Genomic DNA, 23,724 nt, shown 5'->3' with positions numbered 1-23,724 from the left:
CATGCGCTACCTGATCACCTCCGCCCTGCCCTACATCAACGGGATCAAGCACCTCGGCAACCTCGTGGGCAGCCAGCTTCCGGCGGACCTGCACGCGCGCTATCTGCGCGCCCGGGGGGAGGAGGTGCTGTTCCTCTGCGCCACGGACGAGCATGGCACCCCCGCCGAGATCGCCGCCGGCAAGGCCGGCAAGCCCGTCGCCGAGTACTGCGCCGAGATGCACGCGGTGCAGGCGGAGCTGGCGAAGGGGTTCGGGTTGAGCTTCGACCATTACGGCCGCTCCTCAAGCCCAGAGAACCACGCGCTGACGCAGCACTTCGCCGGCCGGCTCGACGAGAACGGCCTGATCGAGGAGATCATCGAGCGGCAGGTCTGGTCCGAAGCCGACGGCCGCTTCCTTCCCGACCGCTACGTCGAGGGGACCTGCCCCAACTGCGGCTACGAGGCCGCGCGCGGCGACCAGTGCGAGAACTGCACCAAGCAGCTCGACCCGACGGACCTGATCGAGCCGCGCTCGGCGCTGTCGGGGTCCACGGATCTCGAGGTGCGGGAGACGAAGCACCTGCACCTCCTCCAGTCGAGGCTGCGGGGCGAGCTGGACGCCTGGATCGACGGGCAGGACGGATGGCCGGTCCTGACGACGTCCATCGCGAAGAAGTGGCTGCATGACGGAGAGGGGCTGCAGGACCGGGGCATCACCCGCGACCTCGACTGGGGCATACCCGTGCGCAAGGGGTCGGAGCCGTGGCCGGGAATGGAGGGCAAGGTCTTCTACGTCTGGTTCGACGCACCCATCGAGTACATCGCCTGCGCCGGCGAATGGGCCGGGGCGCACGGCCTCGGCGAGGCCGGCTGGCGCCGCTGGTGGCGCACGGACGAAGGGGCCGGGGACGTCCGCTACGTCCAGTTCATGGGCAAGGACAACGTGCCCTTCCATACCTTGAGCTTCCCCGCGACGCTGATCGGGTCGGGCGAGCCGTGGAAGAAGGTCGATTATCTCAAATCCTTCAACTACCTCAACTATGACGGGGGGCAGTTCAGCACGTCGAAGGGCCGGGGCGTGTTCCAGGACCAGGCGCTGGAGATCCTGCCTGCGGACGTCTGGCGCTGGTGGCTGCTGTCGAACTGTCCCGAATCGTCGGATTCGGAGTTCACGTGGGAGGGGTTCCAGCAGGGCGTGAACAAGGACCTCGCGGACGTCCTGGGCAACTTCGTCTCCCGCGTGACGAAGTTCTGCCGCTCGAAGTTCGGCGAGGCGGTGCCCGAGGGCGGCGCCTGGGGCCCGCAGGAGGAGGCGCTGGCCGCGCGCCTGGAGGGCCTCGTACGCGAGTACGAGGCTGCGATGGACGCGATCGAGGTCCGCCGTTCGGCCCGGGCGCTGCGCGCGATCTGGGTGGCCGGCAACGAGTACCTGCAGGAGGCCGCGCCCTGGGCCGCCTACAAGGAGGACCCCGCCCGCGCCGCGGCGCAGGTGGCGGTTGGGCTGAACCTCGCCCGGCTCTTCGCGGTGCTGTCCGCGCCGTTCCTGCCCTTCGCCGCCGAGCGGCTGCTGGGCGCGCTGGGGGCGCAGGCCGAGTGGCCCGGGGACGTGGCGGAGGCGCTGCGCGCCCTGCCTGCGGGGCACGGGTTCGCGGTGCCCGAGAACCTCTTCGCCAAGATCACCGACGAGGAGCGGGAGGGTTGGCAGGCGCGGTTCGCAGGCACGCGGGCTTAACGGTTCCTCCGCCGCCGCGTCGCACGGCCAAAGCCATGTCGCCGATCCTCCAAGCCCGCCCCGTCCTCTCGCCCGACCTCGCGCACGGGCTGCGCACGCCGCTGGAGGTGGTCCCCGGCCGCGGCGCCCTTCCGACGGAGGGCGACACGGGCGAGGAGGAGCGGGAGCGCCTCGCCCCGATCCCCCAGGCGGGGGGCGAGATCGCGGAGACGATCGGTGCCTGGGTTGGTGCGCCCGCCGGGGATCGAACCCGGATGCCCGAAGGCGCCGGATTTTAAGTCCGGTGCGTCTGCCAGTTCCGCCACGGGCGCCCGGCGCCTGACTGCCGCCTCGCGCGGGCCGCGGCAAGCCGCCTGCCGCCCCGGCGCATCCGCCCGGGCCTTCCGAGGCGGCCCCCTCCCTACCGGCTGAAACCCTCCCCCCCGAGGGTCCGGGGGGCGGCGCGCCCGCGGTCGTCCGGACAAGGGCCCGATGCCTGGCCGGGCAAGGCCCCACGCGGGGCTGGCGCTTCGCAGCCCCCCGGCCTAGAGGCGCGCCCTGATCCGGGAGAGCGCGCGATGCAGTCAGCCAATCTCAACGTCATGGTGAAGGCCGCCCGCAAGGCGGGCCGCGGCCTTCTGCGCGACTTCGGCGAGGTCGAGCAGCTGCAGGTCGGCGTGAAGGGTCCCGGCGACTTCGTCTCGAAGGCCGACACCCGCGCCCAGGCCGTCCTGAAGGAGGAGCTGCTCGGCACCCGCCCGAACTACGGCTGGCTCGCCGAGGAGGAGGACGAGATCCGGGGCGCGGACCCGACCCGGCGCTGGATCGTCGATCCGTTGGACGGGACGACGAACTTCCTTCACGGGATGCCGCACTGGGCCGTCTCGATCGCGCTCGAGCACAAGGGCGAGGTGGTCGCGGGCGTCGTCCACGACCCGGTGAAGGACGAGACCTTCGTCGCCGAGAAGGGCGGCGGCGCCTTCGTGAACGAGCGGCGCCTGCGCGTCTCGGGCCGGACCCGCCTGATCGAGAGCGTCTTCGCCACCGGACTGCCCTTCGCGGGCCGCGCCGACCTGCCCGTCACCCTGCGGGAGCTGGCGCGCGTGCTGCCGACCTGTGCGGGGGTGCGGCGTTGGGGGGCGGCGTCCCTCGACCTCGCCTACGTGGCGGCGGGTCGCTACGAGGGCTTCTGGGAGCGGCGGCTGAAGGCCTGGGACCTGGCCGCCGGCCTCGTGATCGCGCGCGAGGCGGGCGCGCTGGTCGAGGCGATCCTGCCGGAGGAGCGGGTGCTGGAATCGGGCACGGTCCTCGCCGCCGGCGAGGGCACGTTCGACGCCTTCGCCAAGCTGATCCGCGAGGGCTAGCGGTCCCAGGGGCCCTTCGGGCGGCGTCCCCGGCGCGGCACGCGCGGCAAGCCCGTCATGCGGGCGGCTACCGGGCCGCCCGCGCGCCCCTCCTTCGCCGGCGGGTGCGGCGGGTGGCCGTCCGTGCGGGCCCAGAACGCCGTGCCGCCCCGGCGCAGGAAGAGCGGCACGGTCATCGCGAGGCCCGCCGCGAAGCCGCCCGTATGCGCCCAGTAGGCCACCCCGCCCCCGGCGGTCGGCGTCATGGCGCCCGAGCCGACCTGGATCGCGAACCACGCGCCGAGCACGATCCAAGCCGGCAGCGGGATGATCCGGACGATCACGACGATGATGAAGAGGACGTCCACCCGCGCCTTCGGGAACAGCAGCAGGTAGCCCCCCATCACCCCCGCGATGGCCCCGGACGCGCCCACCATCGGCACGGGCGAGAGGGGCGCGGACGCGACCTGCGCCAGCCCCGCCGCCGCGCCGGCGAAAAGGTAGAAGGCGAGGAAGCCCAGATGCCCGAACTCGGCCTCGAGGTTGTCGCCGAAGATCCAGAGGAAGAGCATGTTCCCCCCAAGGTGCAGCCAGCCGCCGTGGAGGAACATGGAGGTGAGGATGGTCCCGTACCCCTCCCCGCCGGTGACCTCCCGCGGGACGAGCGCCCAGTCCTGCCAGAACGCCATGAGGAGGACCGGGTCGCCGAGGCGCGGCACGTAGCCGAGGAAGACGACGACGTTCAGCGCGATCAGCGCCCAGGTGACGAAGGGCGTGCCCTCGGACGGGTTGTGGTCGCGGATCGGGAACATGGGCTTGGAACGTCGCCCGGCCGGGCCGCCTGTCAACCGCTTGACGCGAGGCCCGCGCGCGCCAGCCTCGGGGGGATGCGGACGCTCGCCCTCCTTTCGTGCCTCGCCGCGCCGGCGGGCGCGCAGGATGCCTGCCCCCCCGTGCCCGACACCCGCGCCGAGAAGGCCGAGATCATTCGGCAGGTGCAGGCCGCGCCGAGCCGCGCCATCGGGCAGCGGACCGCCGCCGGGCTATGGGATCTGTGGCTGCGGGCGCCGGACGCGCGGGCGCAGGCGATGCTGGACCGGGGCGCGGAGGCGATCCGGGTCGGCGACCTCCTGGGGGCGATCGACGTCCTCGACCGGTTGGTGGGCTATTGCCCCGATTATGCCGAGGGCTGGAACCAGCGCGGCTTCGCGCGCTTCCTCGCGCGGGACTTCGCGGCCGCGCTGCCCGACCTCGACCGGGCGCTGGCGCTGCGACCGAGGCATACGGGCGCGCTGACGGGCCGGGCGCTGACGCTGATCGCGCTGGGCCGGGACGCCGAGGCGCAGGAGGACCTGCGGGCCGCGCTGCGCCTGAACCCCTGGCTGCCTGAGCGCGCCCTCCTGAAGGGCGAGGCGCCCGCGCCGGATGTCGATCTCTAGAGGCGCTGGAGCTTCACCGGCTCGGTCCGGGCGAGGCGGAGGAAATGGGCCATGAAGGGACGCGCCGCGTCCTCGCCCCGGGTGGCGGCGTAGAGGCGGCGGGTCACGCCGCCGGGACGGGCGATGGGGCGGGCTACGGTGCCGCCGGTGCCCCGCGTGCCGCGCACCACCCAGTCGGGCAGCACCGCCACCCCCCTTCCGGACGCGACGAGAAGGAGGATGACGGCCGTCAGCTCGACCTCGCGGCGGGCTGCGGGCCGCACGCCCGCCGGCGTCAGGAGTTGCGAGAACACGTCGAGGCGCGCCTCGGGCACCGGATAGGTGATGAGCGTCTCGCCGGCGAGGTCCACCGCCTCGATGAAGGGCCTTTCGGCCAGGGGGTGCCCCTCCGCGGCGACGAAGACGGGGGCGTAGTCGAAGAGCGGCGCGAAGGAGAGGCCGGGCGCCTCTTCCGGGTCGGAGGTGATGACGAGGTCGACCTCCTCGCGCTGAAGCGCGGGAAGCCCTTCGAAGGCGAGGCCCGGGCGGATGTCGACATCGACCTCCGGGAAGGCGCGGCGGAAGCCGTCGAGCACGGGAAAGAGCCATTCGTAGCAGGCGTGGCATTCGATCGCGATGTGCAGGCGCCCGGCGGCGCCGGCGCCCAGACGCTCGAACTCGTCCCGAAGGGCGTCGATCTCGGGCAGGATCCGCTCGGCTGCGCGCAGGAACCGCTCCCCCGCGGCGGAGAGGCGCATGGGCCGGGCGCGGCGCACGAACAGGGGCTGGCCGACCTGCGCCTCGATCCCCTTGAGCTGGTGCGAGAGCGCCGACTGCGTGAGGTTCAGCGCGTCGGCCGCCCGCGCGAGGCCGCCCTCCTCGTGGATGGCGCGGACCGTGCGGAGGTGGCGCAGCTCGATATGCATCGGAACTCATGTTGAGGTTCGAACTTGTGAGCTTGTCTCAACTCCCCGCCCGGACGACAAGGGCGAAACCCCGTCCCGGAAACCCCGTCCCGGCAGGAGAGCGTCGATGCCCAGCCCCACCCTCTCCCTTGAGGTGTTCCCGCCCCGCGGCGCGGGCGCCGTGCGGCGGCTGGACGGCGCCATGGACAGGCTCGAGGCGATCCCCCTAGGCCATGTCAGCGTGACTTGGGGCGCTGGCGGCTCGACCTCGGAGGCCTCGGTCGAGACCGTGCGCCGTATCGCGGGACGCGGGCACGACGTGCTGGCGCACCTGACCTGCGGCGGCCAGTCCAAGGCCGAGACCGCCGAGGCGATCGGCGCGCTGCGGGATGCCGGGGCGAGCGCCTTCCTGGCCCTGCGCGGCGACGCGGAGGACATGGAAGGCCCGTTCGAGCCGCACCCCGAGGGTCACGGGGGCAGCCTCTCGCTGATCCGGGCGCTGCGCGAGGCGGGCGAGACGGACATCCGCGTCGCCGCCTATCCCAACCCTCACCCCGACAGCCGGGGCCGGGAAGCCGACCTCGACCATCTGCGGGCCAAGGCGGACGCCGGCGCAAGGATCGCCGTGACCCAGTTCGCCTTCGAGGCCGAGCCGATCCTGCGCCTTCGCGACCGCATCGCCGCCGCCGGCATCCCCCTGGAGCTGCACGCGGGGCTGCTGCCGATCCACGACTGGGCGAAGGTCGCCCGCTTCGCCCGGGCCTGCGGGCTGGCGCCGCCGCCCGAGATGGACGAAGGCTTCCGCGCCGCCGCGCGGGACGGGCGCGCCGACCTCTACGCGACCGCCATCGGAACCGAGCAGGCCGACGCGCTGATGGGCGGCGGGATCGAGCATATACACCTCTACGCGATGAACCGCGCCGGGCCTACGCTGCGCGTGGCCGAGGCGATGGGCTGGATCCCGGCGCTGGCGGCCGTGGCCTGAGCCGCTATCCCGCCGCGGCCCTTCCGGCGCCCTGGATGGCGTTCCAGACGCGCTGGGGTGTGAAAGGCATCTGCAGCGTCTCGATCCCCCAGGGCGCGAGCGCGTCCGTCACCGCGTTCGCCATCGCCGCGAGCGCGCCGACGGTGCCCGCCTCGCCACAGCCCTTGATGCCGAGCGGGTTGGCCGGGCACGGCGTCGGCCTGGTGCCGAAGGAGATGGGGGGCACGTCGTGCGCGCGCGGCATGGCGTAGTCCATGAAGCTCGCCGTCAGGAGCTGACCGTCCCCGTCATGGGCGGCGAACTCGCCGATGGCCTGGCCGATGCCCTGGGCGACGCCGCCATGGACCTGCCCCTCGACCAGCATGGGGTTCACCATGTTTCCGAAATCGTCGATCACGTCGTAGCGGCTGACGCGGGTCAGGCCCGTCTCGGGGTCGATCTCGACCTCGGCCACGTGGCAGCCGTTGGGGAAGGACCGGGCCGGCAGCCGCCCCTCGCGCCACAGGTCGAGGAGGTCTTCGCGCCCGGCGGCGCGCGCCATGGCCGCCGCCTCCAGCATGTCGGGCGCGCGGTTCGAGCCGGCGGTCCGGAACCGCTCGCCGTCGAAGGCGGTCTCGGCGCCCTCGAGCTCGGCCAGGAAGGCCTCGAACCCCTCGATCACGGCGCGGGCGGCGGCGAGGGTCGCCGTTCCCTGCGCGGTCATCGAACGGCTGCCCCCCGTGCCGCCGCCCTTCGGGATCAGCGCGCTGTCGCCCTGGACGATCCGGATCGCGCCGTCCGGCAAGGCGAGATGGTCGGCGAGGAAGCCGGCATAGGCCGTCTCGTGCCCCTGCCCGTTCGATTGCGTGCCGACATGGAGGGCGACGGTCCCGCCTTCCTCGAAGACGACGCGCGCGCCCTCGACGGGGTCGCCGAGGATCGACTCGATGTAGAAGGCGAGGCCCCTGCCGAGGCGGAGGCCCCGCGCCTCGGCCGCCGCGCGGCGCGCCTCGAACCCGCCGGAGGCGGCGAGGGCGCCGTCCAGGACCCGGGGGAAGTCCCCGACGTCGTAGGTCTCGCCCGTGGGGGTCCGGTGGGGGAAGCGGCGGATGAAGTTGCGGCGCCGCAGATCGGCCGGGTCCACGCCGAGGCGGCGCGCGGCTAGGCCCATCGTCCGCTCCAGCACGTACTGCGCCTCGGGGCGGCCCGCGCCGCGATAGGCGTCCACGGGGGCGGCGTTGGTGTAGACGCCGCGCACGCGCAGATGAGCGGCTGGCACGTCGTAGACGCCCGTCAGCACCTTGGCGAAGAGCTCGGACTGGATGAACTGGGCGTTCTCGCCGTTGTAGGCGCCGAGGTCGCTGTCGGTCTCGACCCGATATGCCATGAGGCGGTGGTCCGCGTCGAAGGCCATCGCGGCGCGGGACACGAGGGCGCGGGCGCCGTTGTCCGAGAGCATCGCCTCGCCCCGTCCGGACATCCAGCGAGCCGGACGGCCGGCGAGCCGCGCGCCCAGGGCGAGGGCGTAATGCTCGGGATAGGTGAAGGCCTTCATGCCGAAGCCCCCGCCCACGTCGGGCGTGGTGACGCGGACCATCTCCGGCTGGAGGCGGAAGGCCGCGGCGAGCTTGCGCTGGACGCCCCAGACGCCCTGGCCGTTGTAGTCGAGGCGCAGCGCGCCGCCGTTCCATTCGGCGATCGCGCCCCGCGGCTCGAGCGAGGCGGCCATGATGCGGGGCTGGGCGATCTCGGCCTCGACCACGTGCGCCGCGGCGGCGAAGGCGGCCTTCGTGGCGTCCGGGTCGCCGATGGACCAGTCGAAGGCGAGGTTGCCGGACGCCTCGTCGTGGATGGCGGGACCGCCGGGCGCGTTCAGCATGGAGACGGGAAGATCCTCGGTCTCGAGCTCGATCGCCTCGATGGCGTCGTGGGCCTGCTGGAGCGTCTCGGCCAGGACCATGGCGACGGCTTCGCCGACGAAGCGGACGCGGTCCTCGGCGAGCCAGGGCCGGCGAGGCGCCGCGCCCGGGCCCGTGGCGGTGGCGATGCGCGCGGCCCCGATCGCGCCGTCGAACCCCGCCGCGCGCACGTCCTGCGCCGTCAGCGCGAGGGCGACACCGGGCATCGCGCGGCAGGCGCGGACGTCCAGCGCCGCGATCCGCGCATGGGCGACGGGCGAGCGGAGGAACGCGGCGTGGAGCGCGCCGGCGGGAGCCGCGTCGTCGACGAAGCGGCCCCCGCCGGTCAGGAGGCGCGGATCCTCGCGGCGGCGGCGGGAACGGCCGCTTCCGAATGCCTGCATGGCGTGCCACCCGCCCTGTGCTCCGAGGGCCCCATCCTACGCCTGCGGCACGCTCTGGCCAACCCGCGTCGATCGGGGGGCGTCGGCGCGGGTGCCGGCGGGGGCCATGGGCGGCGGGCGCCGGAGCGGGGCGCGCCGGGCGTCGCGGAAGGCAGCGCGAGGAGGGTGAGGAGCGCGGAGAGGGCCAGAAGGATCATGGCCCCCTCCTGCACCGCGAGAGGTTAAGGAGAGGTTAGAGCAGACGGGCGACGTTGACCGTGTCCGCGAGCCCGTACCCGTTGAAGCGCGTCATGTTGGACTGCCCGTAGGCCCCCACCCCGTGGAAGAGCATCCAGTCGCCCTCGCGGGTGTCGGCGGGCAGGGCCGCCGGCTCGGGCAGGCGGTCGAGGCTGTCGCAGGTCGGGCCGAAGACGGTGCGGGGGATGGCGGGTGCGGACCGCTCCTCCCCTTCCGGGGAGAGGACGGCGAAGCGCGGCGTGCCGATCAGCGGGGCTTCGGAGAGATGGCCGTAGATGCCGTCGTCGAGGAACGCCGCGCCGTCCGCCCGAACCGCCTTGACGCGGGCGGCGAGGGCGAAGCAGTCCGCGACCATCGCGCGCCCCGGCTCGCAGGAGAGCGGCGGGGGCGGCGCGTCGAAGGCCGCCGCCACGGCGTCGCGGATCGCGTCGAAGATGGGCGCGAGCGGGCCGGCCGACGCGGACGGGAACCCCCCTCCGACGTTGAGGTGCGCCAGCGGGACGCCCGCCGCACGGGCGGCATCCGCCGCGGCGCGGATGTAGGCGGTCCAGGCGGCGGGATCGGGGCACTGGGTGCCGGGGTGGAAGGTGACGCCGGCCTTGCGCCCCGCACGCGCCACGCGGCGCAGGAGGGCCGCCGCCGCAGCGGGATCCGCGCCGAACTTCGATCCGAAATCGTAGCGGGCGCCCTTCACGGGCAGCTTGAGCCGGACGAGGATCAACCCGGGCACCCGGGCCGCCAGGAGCTTCTCGAGTTGGAGCGGGTCGTCGACCGACCAGGACGCGCAGCCCCTTCGCACGCCCTCCGCGATCTCGGCATCCGAGCGGATCGGGTTGTGATAGTGCAGGCGGGCCGCGGGCGCGATCCCCCGGACGAGGGCCATCTCGGCGGGCGAGGCGACGTCGAAGCCGGCGATCCCGGCCCGCGCGAGGTTCTCGATCACGGCGGGGTCCGGGTTGGCCTTCACGGCGAAGGTCACCTCGCCCGGAAAGCCGGCCCGGAAGGCGGCCGCGCGTTCGGCGAGGGCCTTCGGCGCGAAGTAGAGGACGGGTCGCGCGGGCCGCGCGGCGCGCAGATGGCGGGCGGGCGTCTCGTGGAGGGCGGGCTGCTGCATCGGGTTCGGGAAGGCTCCGGCTCGGGGGCGGCGTCGAAGTCCATGATGACCCCAGCGGGTGTCGATTTCCCTCGTCATCCCGGCGATCCGCCGGCATCATCAGGGCGGAACGACCGGGGAAGGCATCACATGGACGAACTCGACCGCAAGCTGATCGCCGCGCTCGCCAAGGATGCCCGCGCGCCGGCCGCCGCCTTGGCCCGCCGGCTCGGCACGGCGCGAACCACCGTCCAGGCGCGGCTGGAGCGGCTCGAGACCTCCGGCGCGATCGCGGGCTACACCGTGCGCCTGGGCGACGCGGCCACCGCGCGGCGCATCCGGGCCACGGTCCTGGTCGGCGTGCAGCCCAAGGCGCTGGCGCAGGTCATGCCGAGGCTGCAGGCGATGCCGGCGGTCGAGGTGGCGCACACGACCTCTGGCCGGTTCGACCTTTCCCTTCAGGTCGCCGCCGGCAGCACCGCCGAGCTGGACGAGGCGCTGGACGCGATCGGCCGCATACCCGGCGTGGAGGACACCGAGAGCCTCGTGCACCTGTCCACCCGGATCGACCGGGCGCTCTGACGGGGCCCTCGCCCGGCGCGGCGGGACCATCCCTCTTCACCCCTCCGCGCCGCCGGGCTAGTCCCCCGCCGACACATCACGGGGCCCAGCATGGACAAGCATTTCGACGCCGCCGAGCGCGAAGGCGCGATCTACGCCGAGTGGGAGGCGAAGGGCTGCTTCCGCGCCGGCGCCGGCAAGCGGCGGGAGGAGACGTTCAGCACCCTCCTGCCCCCGCCCAACGTCACGGGCACGCTGCATATCGGGCACGCCTTCAACCACACGCTGCAGGACGTCCTGACGCGCTGGCACCGGATGCGAGGCTTCGACACGCTCTGGCAGCCGGGCCTCGACCATGCGGGCATAGCCACGCAGATGGTCGTCGAACGGGAGCTGGCGAAGGAGGGGAAGGGGCGCACCGATTTCACGCGCGAGGCGTTCCTGGAGAAGGTCTGGGAGTGGAAGAGCAAATCCGGCGGCGCCATCGTCGATCAGGACAAGCGGCTGGGCTGCTCGATGGACTGGTCGCGGTCCGCCTTCACCATGACCGGCGCGCCGGGCGACCCGGAGGGGTCGGCGGGCGGCCAGGACTTCCACGACGCGGTGATCCGGGTCTTCGTCGACATGTACGAGAAGGGGCTGATCTACCGCGGCAAGCGCCTGGTGAACTGGGACCCGAAGTTCGAGACGGCGATCAGCGACCTGGAGGTCGAGAACCTCGAGACGCCCGGGCACATGTGGCACTTCAAGTACCCGCTCGCCGGCGACGCCACCTACGAGTACGTCGAGCGCGGCGAGGACGGAGAGGAGCTGTTCCGCGAGACGCGCGACTACATCTCGATCGCGACGACGCGTCCCGAGACGATGCTGGGCGATGGCGCCGTGGCGGTGCACCCGGACGATGAGCGCTACGCCCCCATCGTCGGCAAGCTCTGCGAGATCCCCGTCGGCCCGAAGGAACATCGCCGCCTGATCCCCATCGTGACGGACGAGTATCCCGACCCCCTCTTCGGCTCGGGCGCGGTGAAGATCACGGGGGCGCACGACTTCAACGACTACGCGGTGGCGCAGCGTCAGGGCATCCCGCTCTACCGGCTGATGGACACGAAGGCCGCGATGCGCGCGGACGGGATGCCTTACGAGGAAGCGGCGGAGGTCGCGGGCCAGATCGCGCGGGGCGAGGTGGACCCGGCCACGGTGGACGTGGACGCGGTGAACCTGGTCCCCGAGGAGCTGCGCGGGCTGGACCGGTTCGAGGCGCGGGAGCGGGTGGTCGAGCAGATCACGGCCGAGGGGCTGGCGGTGATGGTCCCGCCGACCGATCCCCGGCTGGGCGCCGGCGCGGCCTCGGCCAACCCCACCGAGGTGACGGACGCCCCGCCCCCCGACGCCTCCGAAGGCGGCGAGATGCGGACGGACGCCCTTGTCCCGCTGGTCGAGTCGCGGCCGATCATGCAGCCCTACGGCGACCGCTCGAAGGTCGTGATCGAGCCGATGCTGACGGACCAGTGGTTCGTGGACTCGGCCAAGATCGTCGGTCCGGCGCTGGACGCGGTGCGCGAGGGGCGGACCCAGATCATCCCCGAGCAGGACCGCAAGGTCTACTTCAACTGGCTGGAGAACATCGAGCCCTGGACCATCTCCCGCCAGCTCTGGTGGGGGCACAGGATCCCGGTTTGGTATGGGCCGGATGGCGAGACTTTCTGTGCTGAAAACTACGAACTGGCGATAGAGAAGGCAGAGCAGCATTACCGGGCTCTGAATGAAGATGCCGCACTAGCCGATGCGATCGGCGCGCATGCTTATTCTACCAGCGGAGCGTTCGACGGCGTTGAAGTGTTCGCTTCGACTGAAGACGCCGGAACTGTCCGTGATGCAGATGGCCGTAAAAGGGCGGACCCAACCAGCGACGAAGGCTGGTCAATGTCTCGTGACGAGCACTTCATCCACGTTCAGATAACAATCGCCCAAGACCCTGACGTCCTCGACACATGGTTCTCGTCCGGCCTCTGGCCCATCGGCACGCTGGGCTGGCCCGCGGACACCGAGGAGATGCGCCGCTACTACCCCACCTCCGTCCTCGTCACGGGCTTCGACATCATCTTCTTCTGGGTCGCCCGGATGATGATGATGCAGCACGCCGTCCTGACCGACCGCCCCATGGAGGAGCGCACCCCGTTCGAGACGGTCTACGTCCACTCCCTCGTCCGGGACGAGAAGGGGCGGAAGATGTCCAAGTCGCTCGGCAACGTGGTCGATCCCCTCGACCTGATCGAGCGCTACGGGGCGGACGCCCTGCGGTTCACCCTGGCCTCGATGGCCTCGATGGGACGCGACCTGAAGCTGGCGGAATCGCGGGTGGAGGGGAACCGCAACTTCGTCACGAAGCTCTGGAACGCGGCCCGGTTCGCGGAAGCCAACGGCGCCTACGAGGGCGCGGACGCCCCGGCCGCCCACCCCGTGAACCGCTGGATCGAGGGGCGGCTGGCCGCGGCGGTGGCCGAGGTGGACGCCGCCCTCACCGCCTACCGCTTCGACGACGCGGCGCGCGCGGCCTACGCCTTCACCTGGAACGTCCTCTGCGACTGGTATCTCGAGCTGGCCAAGCCCCTCCTGCAGGAGGGCGCGGCCGAGCGGGAGGAGACGCGGGCCGCGCTGCGGCGCGCGCTGGACGGGACCCTGAAGCTGCTTCATCCGTTCATGCCCTTCGCGACGGAAGCGCTGTGGGGCGACCTTGCGGAGCGGGAGGGGATGCTGGCGCTGGCCCCGTGGCCGGAGGGCGCCGAGGCGGAGGAGGAGGCGGACACCGCCTGGATCGTCGCCCTGATCGAGGAGGTCCGCTCCCTCCGGGGGGAGATGGGCGTGCCGGGGGGGGCGAAGCTGCCCCTCCTCGTGCAGGAGGCGGATGCGGACGCGCGCCAGCGGCTCGCCCGTTTCGCGCCGCAGCTCGAGCGGATGGCGCGGGTCGAGCGGGTCGAGGACGCGGCCACGCTGCCCAAGGGCGCCGCGACCATGGCCCTGCCGGGCGCGACGCTGGCGGTCCCGCTTGAGGGCGTGATCGACGTCGGCGCCGAGAAGGCGCGGCTGGACAAGTCCCTCGGCAAGCTCGCCAAGGAACTGGGCGGCCTGCGGGGCCGACTGGGGAACCCCAAGTTCCGGGAGAGCGCGCCGGAGGAGGTCGTCGCCGAGACGGAAGGGAACCTCGCCGCACGCGAGGCCGAGGAGGCGCGCCTGAAGACCGCGCGCGAGCGGCTGGAGGCGATGGGATGACCCCCCTTCCGGCGGGGAGGAGATGTTCCGGCGGGCTGGGCACGAAGCCGTCGGCATGGCGCGGCCGATGAGGCCGAAGGCCGATGCGGGCGCGGACACGCCGCTCGCCGCGCTTGCGGCGTCGCTTCCAGCTACCGTGCCCTTCGTCGGTCCCGAGGCGCAGGAACGGAGCATGGGCCGGCGTTTCGACGCCCGCCTCGGCGCGAACGAGAGCGTGTTCGGCCCCTCCCCCAGGGCGCTGGAGGCCATCGCCGGGTGCGGCGTCTGGATGTACGGCGATCCCGAGGCGCACGACCTGCGCCGCGCCTTGGCCGAACGGCATGGGGCGGGCATAGGGAACGTCGTGGTCGGCGAGGGGATCGACGGGCTGCTCGGCACGCTCGTTCGTCTGACGGTCGAACCCGGCGTCTCCGTCGTCACCTCGGCGGGCGCCTACCCGACCTTCTCCTACCACGTAAGGGGGTTCGGGGGCGTTCTTCGGACGGTTCCCTACCGGGGCGACCGCGAGGATCCCGAGGCGCTGCTGGCCTGCGCCGGCGAGGTGGGCGCGCGGCTGATCTACCTCGCCAACCCAGACAACCCCATGGGCTCCTGGCACGATGCCGCCGCCGTGGAGGCGATGATCGAAAGGTTGCCGCGCGGCTGCATCCTCGTTCTGGACGAGGCCTACGCCGACACCGCGCCGCCGGGGGCGGTCCCGCGCGTCGACCTCGCCAAGCCGGTGGTGCGGATGCGGACCTTCTCGAAGGCGCACGGGCTGGCGGGGATACGGATCGGCTACGCGATCGGGCCCGAGACGCTGATCGGGGCCTTCGACCGGGTGCGGAACCATTTCGGCGTCTCGCGCCCCGCGCAGGCCGCCGCCCTCGCCTCCCTGCGGGACGGAGCGCATCTCGCGGCGACGGTCACGCGGATCGCCGGCGCGCGAGAGAGGATCGCCACCATCGTGGAGCGGCACGGGTTGCGCGCCCTTCCTTCGGCGACGAACTTCGTCGCGGTCGATTGCGGAAGCGACGGCGCCTTCGCCCGCGCGGTTCTGGACGGCCTCGCCGCGCGGGGGGTGTTCGTGCGGATGCCGGCCGTGCCGCCCCTCGACCGGTGCATCCGCGTTAGCGCTGGGAACTCCCAGGATCTCGACAGGCTGGACGCGGCCCTGGGTCCAGCGCTCGTCGATGCGGGTTCCCGCCGGGTGGATTAATTTCGAAGGGAACAGCAGCCCCCCCCGAGGCGGTTTCCCCTCCGAAGATCGTGACGCTTCGCCCCAGGAGACACCCCCATGCGCACGCCCGGATCCGCCCCCGACTACACCAACCCTTTCCTCGTCAGCGCCTTCGTGCTGACCTTCTGCGCCCTCTCGATGGTCTGGGCCGTGGCCGGCATCGTGGTCGCCATGCTGCTCGCCTGGGCGATGGACCGCACGATCGTCGGCCTCGCCGAAGCCGCCCGGGCCGACGCGGCCGCCGCCGAGCTGATCCCCGTCCGCACCGACGAGGACCACCGCCGCTAGGTGGCGAGCGCCGCGCTCGCCCCTTCGAGGGCGCCGGGTCCGTGGGGCATTCGGAGGGCCTTCAGCCCGGCATCGATCGCGCCCAGCGTCCCCAGGATCATCTGGGCGTTGAGGTGCCCCATGTGCCCAATGCGGAAGTGGTCGGGGCTGCTGCGTTGCTGCGCCCCCTCCACCTGCATGCCGAGGCCGATTCCAAGGGTGACGCCGGCCCGTTCCTCGCACCAGGCGCGCAGCCGTTCGGCCCCATCCAGCGCGCAGGTTGTCGTCGCGCGCGAGCGGTGGTCGGGGTCCGCCACGTTCAGCGTCGGGCCACCCCCGGCCGACCATGCCTCGCAGGCGGACCAGACCGCACGGGCGAGACGGTCATGCCTCGCCCACGCCTCCTCGACGCCCTCTTCGTGCACGAGGATGTCGAGCGCCTCGCGCAATCCGTAGAGGTGGTGCGTCGGCGCGGTGCCGCAGAAGTTCTGCCAGAAGGCCCCGGGCGCGGTGCGGGGGACCCAGTCCCAGTAGAGGCTGACACGGTCCAGCCCCTCGCGCGCCCGGACGGCGCGGGGGCCGAAGAAGACGAAGCACAGGCCCGGCGGCGTCATCAGCCCTTTCTGCGAGCCGGTGACCACGACGTCCGCGCCCCATTCGTCCATCTCCAGCCGATCGACGCCCAGGCATGCGATCGCGTCGACCTGCAGGAGCGCGTCCGACCTCGCCGCGTCCATCGCCGCGCGAACGGCACGCACGTCCGAGAGGACGGAGGTAGAAGTGTCGGTCTGCACCAGAAGGACCGAACGTATCGACGGGTCCGCGCGTAGGGCCTCCTCGATCCGGGCGGGGTCGACAGGCGTCCGCTTGCCGAACTCCAGCACCGTCGCCTCGGCGCCCGCGCGGCGGGCCATCTCGCCCCAGCCGTGCCCGAAGAGGCCCGTGGCCGGCACGAGCACCCGCCCCCCCGGCGCGCAGGTGTTGGCGAGCGCGGCCTCCCAGGCGGCATGGCCGTTCCCGATGTAGATCGCGACGTCGCCTTCGGTGCGCGCGACCGCCTTCAGGTCGCGCCGGATCCCGGGCATCATGTCCGGCAGCTCGCCCGAGTAGATGTTGGGGCTGGCGCGGTGCATGGCGCGCAGCACGCGGTCGGGCATGGTCGAGGGTCCGGGAATGGCGAGATGCTCGCGGCCGAATGATGGCATGGTCGATCCTTGCGCTGACCCGGACGGGCTAGGGCCGCCCGGCCCCCGCGTCCAGCCGCGCTTGCCCGCCGCGGGCCCCGCACGATAGGGCGGCGCGATGAAGACGCGCAGCCTCTTCGGCCGGCTCTGGTCCGGCTACCTCTCGCGCCACAAACCGCGCATCGCCGTCGCGGCGGTGCTGATGCTGACCGAAGGGGCGGCGCTCGGCCTCTTCTCGTGGATGCTCCAGCCGATGTTCGACAGGGTCTTCGTCGGCGGCGACGTCGGGGCGCTGGGCTGGATCGGCGGGGTGATATTCGGCCTCTTCCTCTTCCGGGGGGTGGCGGTGGTCGTCCAGCGCTGGCTTCTCACGCAGGTCTCGCAGCGCTCGATCGCCGACCTTCAGACCGACCTGCTGCGGCACCTGATGACGCTGGACGCCGCTTGGTTCGAACGGCACCCGCCGGGATCGGTGATGGAGCGCGTCGTCGGCGACGCGCTCGCCATCCAGAACGTCTGGAAATCCTTCCTCCTAGGGGGCGCGCGGGACGCAGTCGCCCTCGCTTCGCTGATGGCCGTGGCGATCAGCATCGATCCGCTCTGGACGGCGGTCGCGCTGGTCGGGGTGCCCGTCCTCATCCTGCCCATGCTGGTCCTGCAGCGCTACGTCCGCAAGAAGACCCGCGCCCTGCGCGCCACCGCCGGCGAGCGGACCGTGCGGCTGTCGGAGGTCCTGAACGGCCTCGACACCGTCCGGCTGGAAGGGATGGAGGAGTATCAGGCCGGACGCTTCCGCGCCCTCGCCGACCGCATCGTCAGGACCGAGACGCGGGTCGCGACGGGGCAGGCCCTGATCCCGGGCATGGTCGACGTGGTGACCGGCATCGGCTTCGTCGCGGTCCTCGCGACCGGGGGGGCGGCCGTCGCCTCGGGGGACAAGACGGTGGGGCAGTTCATGGCCTTCTTCACGGCCATGGCGATGGCCTTCCAGCCGCTGCGCAAGCTCGGCGGGCTCGCCGGCCTCTGGCAGCAGGCGAACGCCTCGCTCGAGCGGCTGTTCGAGCTGCTCGACGCGCGCCCGTCCATCACCTCGCCCGCGTTGCCGAAGGCCCCGCCGGCGGAGGCGCCCGACATCGTGTTCGAGGACGTCCACCTCTCCTACGGCGAGACGGAGGTGCTGCGCGGCGCGAGCCTGACCGCGCCCGCGGGAAGGACGACGGCGCTGGTGGGACCCTCGGGCGCGGGCAAATCGACGCTGTTCCACCTGCTGACCCGCCGGACGGTGCCGGATGCCGGCCGGGTGCTGGTCGGGGACACGGACATCTCGGAGATGGGGCTCGCCGAGCTGCGCAGGAGCATCAGCGTCGTCGCCCAGGACACCCTCCTCTTCGACGAGACGCTGCGCGAGAACCTGCTTCTGGGGCGCGATCCCGACGAAAGCGCGGTGACGGCGGCGCTGGAGGCCGCGCAGGTCCCCGAGTTCCTGCCCCGGCTGCCGCTCGGCCTCGACAGCCCTGCGGGGCTGCGCGGCGGGAACCTCTCGGGCGGCCAGCGACAGCGCATCGCCATCGCGCGGGCGCTGCTGAAGGGGGCGCCGATCCTCCTGCTGGACGAGGCGACGAGCGCGCTCGACACCCGGTCCGAGGCCCTGGTCCAGGACGCCCTGGACCGCCTGTCCGTGGGACGGACGACGCTGGTCATCGCGCATAGGCTGTCGACCGTTCGGGACGCCGATCGGATCGTCCTGATGGAGGCCGGGCGCGTCGCGGAGACGGGCACGCATGACGAGCTCCTGGCGCGCGGCGGGGCCTATGCCGCCCTCTGGCGGATGCAGTTCCGCGAGGAAGCGGCGGCGGGGCAGGCGGCATCGGCCGGGCGCGGATGACCGGGCGCCCGCCGCCTCACCGCCGGTAGCGTTCCGCGAGACGGTCGGGGGACGTGCCGGCCCGCCACCGCGCGAGCGTCACGAGGTTCGCCGCGCCGCGCCGCAGCCAGCGCCCCTCATAGCGGGCGGCGTCGGTGCTGAGGACGAGGTCGAGCGGCGCGAGGTGGCCGCGGAGATTCCTCGCGAGGACGACGTCCTCCATCAGAGGCTGGTCGGGATAGCCGCCCGACGCGTCGTAGAGGGCGCGGGGCAGGAGCAGGCCCTGGTCCCCGTAGGGCAGGCCCGCGCGCGACCGCAGGTTCGCCCATCCGGCGACCCATCGGGGGGGGAGACCCCCGGCCCGGAAGGAGAGGCGCGCCCAACCGGCCCCCGTCCCGCGCGCAAGGAAACGCTCGGCCGGGCCGGTCCAGCCCGGCGGCAGGCGCGTGTCCGCATGGAGCGACCAGAGCCATGCCCCCCGTGCCGCCGCGCAACCGCGGCGGAGCTGCCCCCCCCGCCCGGGGGGACCTTCGAGGGTCCGCGCCCCCGCGGCGGCCGCGATGGCGGCCGTCGCGTCGGAGGATCCGCCATCGGAGACTACCACTTCGCGCACGAGGCCCTGCACGGCGCCGGTCACGAGATCGCCCAGAAGCCCGGGCAGCGCCCCTGCGGCGTTCAGCGTGGGTATCACGACGGAGATGGGCGCGCGGTCGTCATCCTTCATGCCGCCCCCTATATCGCCCCGGGGACGCGGGAGGCGAGCGGATGACGGGACGATCGGGCATCAGGATCGGCGGGGGTGAGCGCGAGGAATTCCTTCAGGATCTCGTGACGAACGACGTCCGGCGGGCGGCGAAAGGGCCGGTCTACGCCGCCCTTCTGACGCCGCAGGGCAAGCTGGTCTCGGACTTCTTCCTCCTCGCGCAGGGGGACACGATCCTGCTCGACGTCCCGGAGGAGGCCGCGGCCAGCCTCCTACAGCGGCTCACCATATACCGGCTGCGCCGCGAGGTGACGCTGGAGGCGACGCCGCTGTCCGTCACGGTCGGCATCGGCGATCCGCCCGAGGGCGCCCTGCCCGACCCGCGCCTCGCTGGGGCCTGGCGCCTCTACGGGGCGGAAGGGCCGGGCGAGCTGTCCGATGCCGTCCGCGTGGAGCACCTCGTCCCAGCCCAGGGGGCGGAGCTGATCCCGGGGGAGAGCTACGTGCTCGAACAGGGGTTCGAACGGCTGCACGGCGTCGATTTCCGCAAGGGCTGCTTCGTCGGGCAGGAGGTCGTCGCAAGGATGAAGCACAAGACGGAGCTGAGGAAGGGCATCGCGCGGCTCGGCCTTGGCGGCCCCGGCGCGGCTGGGGACGCGGTCCTCGACGCCGCCGGCCGAGAGGCGGGCCGGCTGACGACCGTGGCAGGAGGGCGGGCGCTCGCGATGCTGCGCTACGACCGCGAAGGGCTGACCGTGAACGGCGCACCCGCCCGGCGCGAGGCGTAACGCTTCCTTAAGCATTGTCGTCACATCGTCCCCTCAATCCCTGAGGAGAACGACGGCATGACGATCACGACGGAACAGCAGATCCTGGTCGAGCAGAAGGTCACGAACGAGGCGAAGTCCGCAGGCGTGGCCTACCTCCTCCTGTTCCTCTTCGGCGGCCTCGGGCTGCACCGGTTCTACATGGGGCGCACCCTCTCGACGGTCGTCCTTCTAGGGGTGACGCTGGCAGGGTTCCTGATGCCGCCGCTCTTCCTGGTCACGCTGATCTGGCTTGCCGTCGACCTCTTCCTGATCCCGGGCACGATCATGCGCGGCAAGCGGGCGCTGCGCGATCGATTCACGGCCGAGCAGGGGATCGCCGGCGCATAGCGGCGGAGTTCAGGCGCGCTCGGAGTACTCCATCGTCTCCGTATTCACGACGACCTTCTCGCCCTGGCCGACGAAGGGCGGGATCGTGATCCGCACGCCGTTGTCGAGGACCGCCGGCTTGAAGGAGTTGGCAGCCGTCTGCCCCTTCACCACGGGCTCGGTCTCGACGATCTCGCAGGTGACCTTCTGGGGCAGCGTGGCGTTCAGGGGCTCGTCCTCGTAGTACTCGACCTGCACGACCATGCCGTCCTGCAGGAAGGGCCGCCGGTCGCCGAGGATGTCCGAAGGCAGCGCGACCTGGTCGAAGGTCTGCTGGTCCATGAAGTGAAGCTGCCCGTCCGACTCGTAGAGGAACTGCTGATCCTTCTGCTCGAGTCGCACGCGCTCGACCTTGTCGGCGGAACGGAACCGCTCGTTCAGCTTCGAGCCGTTGCGCAGGTTGCGCAGTTCGACCTGCGCGAAGGCGCCGCCCTTGCCCGGCTTGACGTGATCGACCTTCACGGCGGACCAGAGGCCGCCGTCGTGCTCGAGCACGTTGCCGGGCTTGATCTCGTTTCCGTTGATCCTGGGCATCGAGCGAAACCTTGTAGAACGTTGATTTTCTTCGGTGCGGCGGCTATATCCGGAGGCTGGGCAGCCGGCAAGACGCTCAGCTCCGGCCACGTGATGCCGGAGTTTCGCGATTGCTGCATACCAGATATGCGCTCAAAGCATAGCACGAGTGTTTTGAATATGTCATAAGCGCCGTCATGCCGACACATCCGCGACCCGCGCGCCGGCCCGACCGGGGTCGAGGCCGGGCTGCGAGCATAGGATTGGGGGGCGCTCTCGCCGGGAGCCCCCGATAGAATAGACGTGGAAAGGACCACCATGCCCGAGAACATGGACGCCACCGCCTACAACCACGAGCAGGGCAACCGCGCGCGCAAGCTCTTCGCCGCCGTGGTGCTGGCGGCTCTCGACGACGCGATCGCCGACGACAAGAAGTACGGCAACGGCCCCGAGCAGATCGCCCGCTGGGCCCGCTCGAAGGACGGGCGCGAGGTGCTGACATGCGCGGGCATCGATCCGAACGAGAGGGTGGTCCAGGGCCTGATGGAATTCGTGGGCAAGGGCGTGCGGACCTCCGTGGCCCTGTCCCGCGAGGAGAGCGAGCGTCGCAACGCCGCCCTCGCTGAGGCGGAAGCCAAGCGCGCGGCCTGAACCACAAGCCATGACCTGCCGCCAAGGGCGCGCCCTGGCCCGGGGCGCGCCCTTGGCGTGCCGGAAAACCCGGTCGGCGCGGCGATCGGGGACGCGGGGCCACCGGTCCTTTCCCTTAATACGACGCCGCCGGTCGGCGCGTAGGATCCGGCCCACCCAGCAAGCTTCGGCGGCACGGGCCGCCGCCGTTTTCACTGTGGATTCTACTCGATATCCCGCGCCGCGAGGGCCTGGCCGATCTCGCGGCGCACCAGCTTGCGGACGTTGCGGGTGATGCGCTCGCCGAGGGCGCCCTGCAACTCCTCTCGGAGGACGTCCGCGATCAGAAGGCGCAAGTCACCGCCGGCGAGTTCCTCACGGAGGAGCTCCCTCACGACGTCGCGCAACGCGTCTTCGTCGAGCGGCGCGCCCTCTTCCGCTCTCTTGGCGGGGTCGGCACTTTCCGCCTCCTCCGCGCCCGCGGTCGCCTCACGCTCTCCGGCCGCTTCCGCGGAGGGGGTTCGCCCGGCTCGCGGCTCTTCCTCGGTGATCCCGGCCCTGGGATCTTCACGTCCCGCCTGCCCGCCGTGCACGCGGAAATCTGGTGTCAGCACCAGCGCGCCGGGCGCCGCCGGGGAAGGTCCGAGCGGGGTGACAGGCGGCCGCTCGCCGGATCCGGGATCCGGATCGCCGCCCTTCGCGTCCTCCGACACCATCCGCCGGATGGACGCGAGGACGTCCTCGATCTCGGGCTCGATCTCGGGATCGGTTCTCTCGGACATGCTTGCTCCGGCTAACTCCGTGACGCTCGCGCCGACCTTAGGGTGGAGAGGCCCGCGGGAGCAACGCGGCGGGCGCGCCATGGACCGAGGCGGCGCGGCGGACGCGGCCCTCTCGCTACGGGAGGCGGGGGCTAGCGGCCCAGTGCCTCCAGCACCCGGTCCAGCGCCGCCCCCTGCTCCGACGAGGTGACGGGCGCGTCCGAGACGGACCGATAGTACGCCGACGGGTCGTAGGTGACGATGCCGAGGTTCAGGTAATCGACCGTCAACAGGCCTTGCGCCGACAGAAGCTGATAGGCGGCGATGTATTGCTGCGCCAGCGCATCGACCACGTCGACGCGGGCGTTGAGAAGCTCCTGTTCGGCGTTGAGCACGTCGAGCGTCGTGCGCGCGCCCAACGTGGCCTCCTCGCGGATGCCTTCGAAGGCCTGCTCCTGGGCGCGGACCTGGCGCTGCCCGCTCTCGACGATGGCGCGGGTGGTGGCTAGGTTCGCGAAGGCGATCCCTACCTGCTGCTCGATCTGCCGCACGGTCGTCAGCAGCCCGGCCCGCGCCGCCTCCGAGCGGGCGACGGACTGCCGCTCCCGGCTGTCGATCCGCCCGGAGGAATAGAGCGGTCCGGAAAGCTCCACCCCGAGGGAGCGGCTGGTGCCGCCCGTTCCGATCGATTGCCCGAACGGGCCGGGAATGTCGGGGGATTCGGTGTAGGAAACGACGCCGCTGGCCGAGAGGGTCGGGCGGCGGGTGGCGCGGGCGCGCTCGACGTTCAGCTCCGCCAGGGTGACGTTGCGCTGCGCCTCGCGGATGGCGGGGTGCGAGATGACCGCGACGCCGCGCGCGCCGTCGAGCGTCGTCGAGGGAACCGGGGGTGCCGGGGGCTGCGTCAGGTTCGTGGGGTACTGGCCGGTGACGGCGCGGTAGCCTTCGCGCGCGGCGGCGAGGGTGCCCTGCGCGGCGGTGATCTGGCTGCGGGTCAGCGCGAGCCGCGCCTCGGCGACGGAGACGTCGGTGCGCGTGATCTCGCCCACCTCGAAACGGTCCTCGGCGGCGCGGAGCTCGCGGGTGACGACGCGGACGTTGGCCTCGCGCAGGGCGACGAACTCGCGCGCGGAGAGCACGTTCATGTGCGCGTCGACCGCCGCGAGAAGGACCTCCTGCTCGGCGCCGACGAGCTGCTCGCGAAGGACGAGGACGGCTTCCTTGGCGGCGTCGATGGCCAGCTCGCTCTGCCCGCCGTCCCAGAGGGTGATCTGCGCGGCGAGGCCGAAGGTGGCGGTCACCTCCGTCTGTGAAGGGCTGCGGTAATCGAGCGACGCGGTGTAGTTCAGGACCGGGCCGAGGGCGGCGACGGCCTGGGCCACGTCCTCGTCGGCGGCGCGCAGGAGCGCGCGGTTCTGATCCAGGAGGCCGGAGTTGCGGTAGGCGAAGATCAAGGTGTCCGTCAGCGACTGCGCCGACGCCGGGACGGCAGGCAGGATCAGCGCGGCGACCGCGGCCGCCCGGATCAGTAAGCGCATGTCGGTCATCCTCTTCCGCTCGGGTTCATGCCTCGGATGGCAGACTGGCCCAGCCCGTTCGAA

Annotated in this window: 21 protein-coding genes and 1 tRNA gene; 12 read left to right on the top strand and 10 right to left on the bottom strand. The window is 72.3% G+C overall.

All coding sequences use genetic code 11. From position 1 onward, the window contains the following. Position 1: 1 nt before the first annotated feature. Positions 2-1,714 (top strand): methionine--tRNA ligase, encoded by a 1,713-nt coding sequence (gene metG / locus BCF33_RS00270; RefSeq protein WP_106158962.1) that lies wholly within the window; start codon positions 2-4, stop codon positions 1,712-1,714. Positions 1,715-1,940: 226 nt separating this feature from the next. On the opposite strand, the gene BCF33_RS00265 is transcribed toward metG, so the two are convergent. Continuing rightward, positions 1,941-2,025 (bottom strand) — tRNA-Leu (locus BCF33_RS00265). Positions 2,026-2,271: 246 nt separating this feature from the next. Between BCF33_RS00265 and BCF33_RS00260 the strand changes: the two genes are divergently transcribed. Further along, positions 2,272-3,057 carry an inositol monophosphatase family protein gene (locus BCF33_RS00260; protein WP_106158961.1) on the top strand — a complete coding sequence of 262 codons (786 nt, stop codon included), beginning with the start codon at positions 2,272-2,274 and terminating at the stop codon, positions 3,055-3,057. On the opposite strand, the gene BCF33_RS00255 is transcribed toward BCF33_RS00260, so the two are convergent. Beyond that, positions 3,054-3,848 carry a rhomboid family intramembrane serine protease gene (locus BCF33_RS00255; RefSeq protein ID WP_106158960.1) on the bottom strand — a complete coding sequence of 265 codons (795 nt, stop codon included), beginning with the start codon at positions 3,846-3,848 and terminating at the stop codon, positions 3,054-3,056. The genes BCF33_RS00260 and BCF33_RS00255 overlap by 4 nt on opposite strands. 75 nt (positions 3,849-3,923) lie before the next feature. Between BCF33_RS00255 and BCF33_RS00250 the strand changes: the two genes are divergently transcribed. Further along, positions 3,924-4,475, top strand: a complete 552-nt coding sequence (locus tag BCF33_RS00250; RefSeq protein WP_106158959.1) for a tetratricopeptide repeat protein — start codon at positions 3,924-3,926, stop codon at positions 4,473-4,475. On the opposite strand, the gene BCF33_RS00245 is transcribed toward BCF33_RS00250, so the two are convergent. Next, positions 4,472-5,380 carry a LysR family transcriptional regulator gene (locus BCF33_RS00245; protein WP_106158958.1) on the bottom strand — a complete coding sequence of 303 codons (909 nt, stop codon included), beginning with the start codon at positions 5,378-5,380 and terminating at the stop codon, positions 4,472-4,474. The two genes, BCF33_RS00250 and BCF33_RS00245, sit on opposite strands and share 4 nt — an antisense overlap. Positions 5,381-5,486: 106 nt before the next feature. On the opposite strand from BCF33_RS00245, the gene BCF33_RS00240 reads away from it, so the two are divergent. Further along, entirely contained in the window at positions 5,487-6,344 is an 858-nt protein-coding gene (locus BCF33_RS00240; protein WP_158259320.1) for a methylenetetrahydrofolate reductase, read from the top strand. A gap of 4 nt (positions 6,345-6,348) precedes the next feature. Here BCF33_RS00240 and BCF33_RS00235 read toward each other — a convergent pair whose 3' ends face one another. After that, positions 6,349-8,625: a xanthine dehydrogenase family protein molybdopterin-binding subunit gene (locus tag BCF33_RS00235; RefSeq protein WP_106158957.1), complete on the bottom strand. Its 2,277-nt coding sequence runs from the start codon at positions 8,623-8,625 to the stop codon at positions 6,349-6,351. Positions 8,626-8,857: 232 nt separating this feature from the next. Beyond that, positions 8,858-9,976, bottom strand: coding sequence for an alanine racemase (locus BCF33_RS00230; RefSeq protein WP_106158956.1), 1,119 nt, complete (start codon positions 9,974-9,976; stop codon positions 8,858-8,860). 129 nt (positions 9,977-10,105) lie between these two features. On the opposite strand from BCF33_RS00230, the gene BCF33_RS00225 reads away from it, so the two are divergent. The 4 genes from BCF33_RS00225 (at position 10,106) to BCF33_RS00210 (ending at position 15,293) form a co-directional block, all read left to right on the top strand. Continuing rightward, complete coding sequence (locus BCF33_RS00225; RefSeq protein ID WP_106158955.1) at positions 10,106-10,537, top strand: Lrp/AsnC family transcriptional regulator; 432 nt, start codon at positions 10,106-10,108, stop codon at positions 10,535-10,537. Between the two features lie 90 nt (positions 10,538-10,627). Beyond that, positions 10,628-13,786 (top strand): valine--tRNA ligase, encoded by a 3,159-nt coding sequence (locus tag BCF33_RS00220; RefSeq protein WP_106158954.1) that lies wholly within the window; start codon positions 10,628-10,630, stop codon positions 13,784-13,786. A 55-nt stretch (positions 13,787-13,841) separates the two neighbouring features. Next, positions 13,842-14,984, top strand: a complete 1,143-nt coding sequence (locus BCF33_RS00215) for a pyridoxal phosphate-dependent aminotransferase (RefSeq protein ID WP_245883668.1) — start codon at positions 13,842-13,844, stop codon at positions 14,982-14,984. Between the two features lie 78 nt (positions 14,985-15,062). Further along, positions 15,063-15,293, top strand: coding sequence for a hypothetical protein (locus BCF33_RS00210; RefSeq protein WP_106158953.1), 231 nt, complete (start codon positions 15,063-15,065; stop codon positions 15,291-15,293). Here BCF33_RS00210 and BCF33_RS00205 read toward each other — a convergent pair. Continuing rightward, the gene (locus BCF33_RS00205; RefSeq protein WP_106158952.1) at positions 15,290-16,477 is read right to left on the bottom strand and encodes a pyridoxal-phosphate-dependent aminotransferase family protein; all 1,188 of its coding nucleotides are present in this window, start codon (positions 16,475-16,477) and stop codon (positions 15,290-15,292) included. The two genes, BCF33_RS00210 and BCF33_RS00205, sit on opposite strands and share 4 nt — an antisense overlap. 97 nt (positions 16,478-16,574) lie before the next feature. Here BCF33_RS00205 and BCF33_RS00200 point away from each other — a divergent pair, with 97 nt between their 5' ends. Next, positions 16,575-18,341 (top strand): ABC transporter ATP-binding protein, encoded by a 1,767-nt coding sequence (locus BCF33_RS00200; RefSeq protein ID WP_106158951.1) that lies wholly within the window; start codon positions 16,575-16,577, stop codon positions 18,339-18,341. 16 nt (positions 18,342-18,357) lie between these two features. On the opposite strand, the gene BCF33_RS00195 is transcribed toward BCF33_RS00200, so the two are convergent. Then, positions 18,358-19,044, bottom strand: coding sequence for a glycosyltransferase (locus BCF33_RS00195; protein ID WP_106158950.1), 687 nt, complete (start codon positions 19,042-19,044; stop codon positions 18,358-18,360). A 41-nt stretch (positions 19,045-19,085) separates the two neighbouring features. On the opposite strand from BCF33_RS00195, the gene ygfZ reads away from it, so the two are divergent. Both ygfZ and BCF33_RS00185 read left to right on the top strand, forming a co-directional pair. Beyond that, positions 19,086-19,811: a CAF17-like 4Fe-4S cluster assembly/insertion protein YgfZ gene (ygfZ, locus tag BCF33_RS00190; RefSeq protein WP_106158949.1), complete on the top strand. Its 726-nt coding sequence runs from the start codon at positions 19,086-19,088 to the stop codon at positions 19,809-19,811. Between the two features lie 57 nt (positions 19,812-19,868). Further along, positions 19,869-20,180, top strand: a complete 312-nt coding sequence (locus BCF33_RS00185; RefSeq protein ID WP_106158948.1) for an NINE protein — start codon at positions 19,869-19,871, stop codon at positions 20,178-20,180. A gap of 9 nt (positions 20,181-20,189) precedes the next feature. Here BCF33_RS00185 and efp read toward each other — a convergent pair whose 3' ends face one another. Next, positions 20,190-20,753, bottom strand: coding sequence for an elongation factor P (efp, locus tag BCF33_RS00180; protein WP_106158947.1), 564 nt, complete (start codon positions 20,751-20,753; stop codon positions 20,190-20,192). A gap of 297 nt (positions 20,754-21,050) precedes the next feature. Between efp and BCF33_RS00175 the strand changes: the two genes are divergently transcribed. Next, the gene (locus BCF33_RS00175; protein WP_106158946.1) at positions 21,051-21,383 is read left to right on the top strand and encodes a DUF6280 family protein; all 333 of its coding nucleotides are present in this window, start codon (positions 21,051-21,053) and stop codon (positions 21,381-21,383) included. A 203-nt stretch (positions 21,384-21,586) separates the two neighbouring features. Here BCF33_RS00175 and BCF33_RS00170 read toward each other — a convergent pair whose 3' ends face one another. Then, entirely contained in the window at positions 21,587-22,144 is a 558-nt protein-coding gene (locus BCF33_RS00170; protein ID WP_106158945.1) for a hypothetical protein, read from the bottom strand. A gap of 131 nt (positions 22,145-22,275) precedes the next feature. After that, positions 22,276-23,661: a TolC family outer membrane protein gene (locus BCF33_RS00165; protein WP_245883667.1), complete on the bottom strand. Its 1,386-nt coding sequence runs from the start codon at positions 23,659-23,661 to the stop codon at positions 22,276-22,278. Between the last annotated feature and the right edge of the window lie 63 nt (positions 23,662-23,724).

This window comes from Hasllibacter halocynthiae (assembly GCF_003003095.1).
Taxonomy (GTDB): Bacteria; Pseudomonadota; Alphaproteobacteria; order Rhodobacterales; family Rhodobacteraceae; genus Hasllibacter; species Hasllibacter halocynthiae.
Note: the sequence above shows the minus strand (reverse complement) of the source record. Positions and strands in the feature narration are given on the sequence as shown.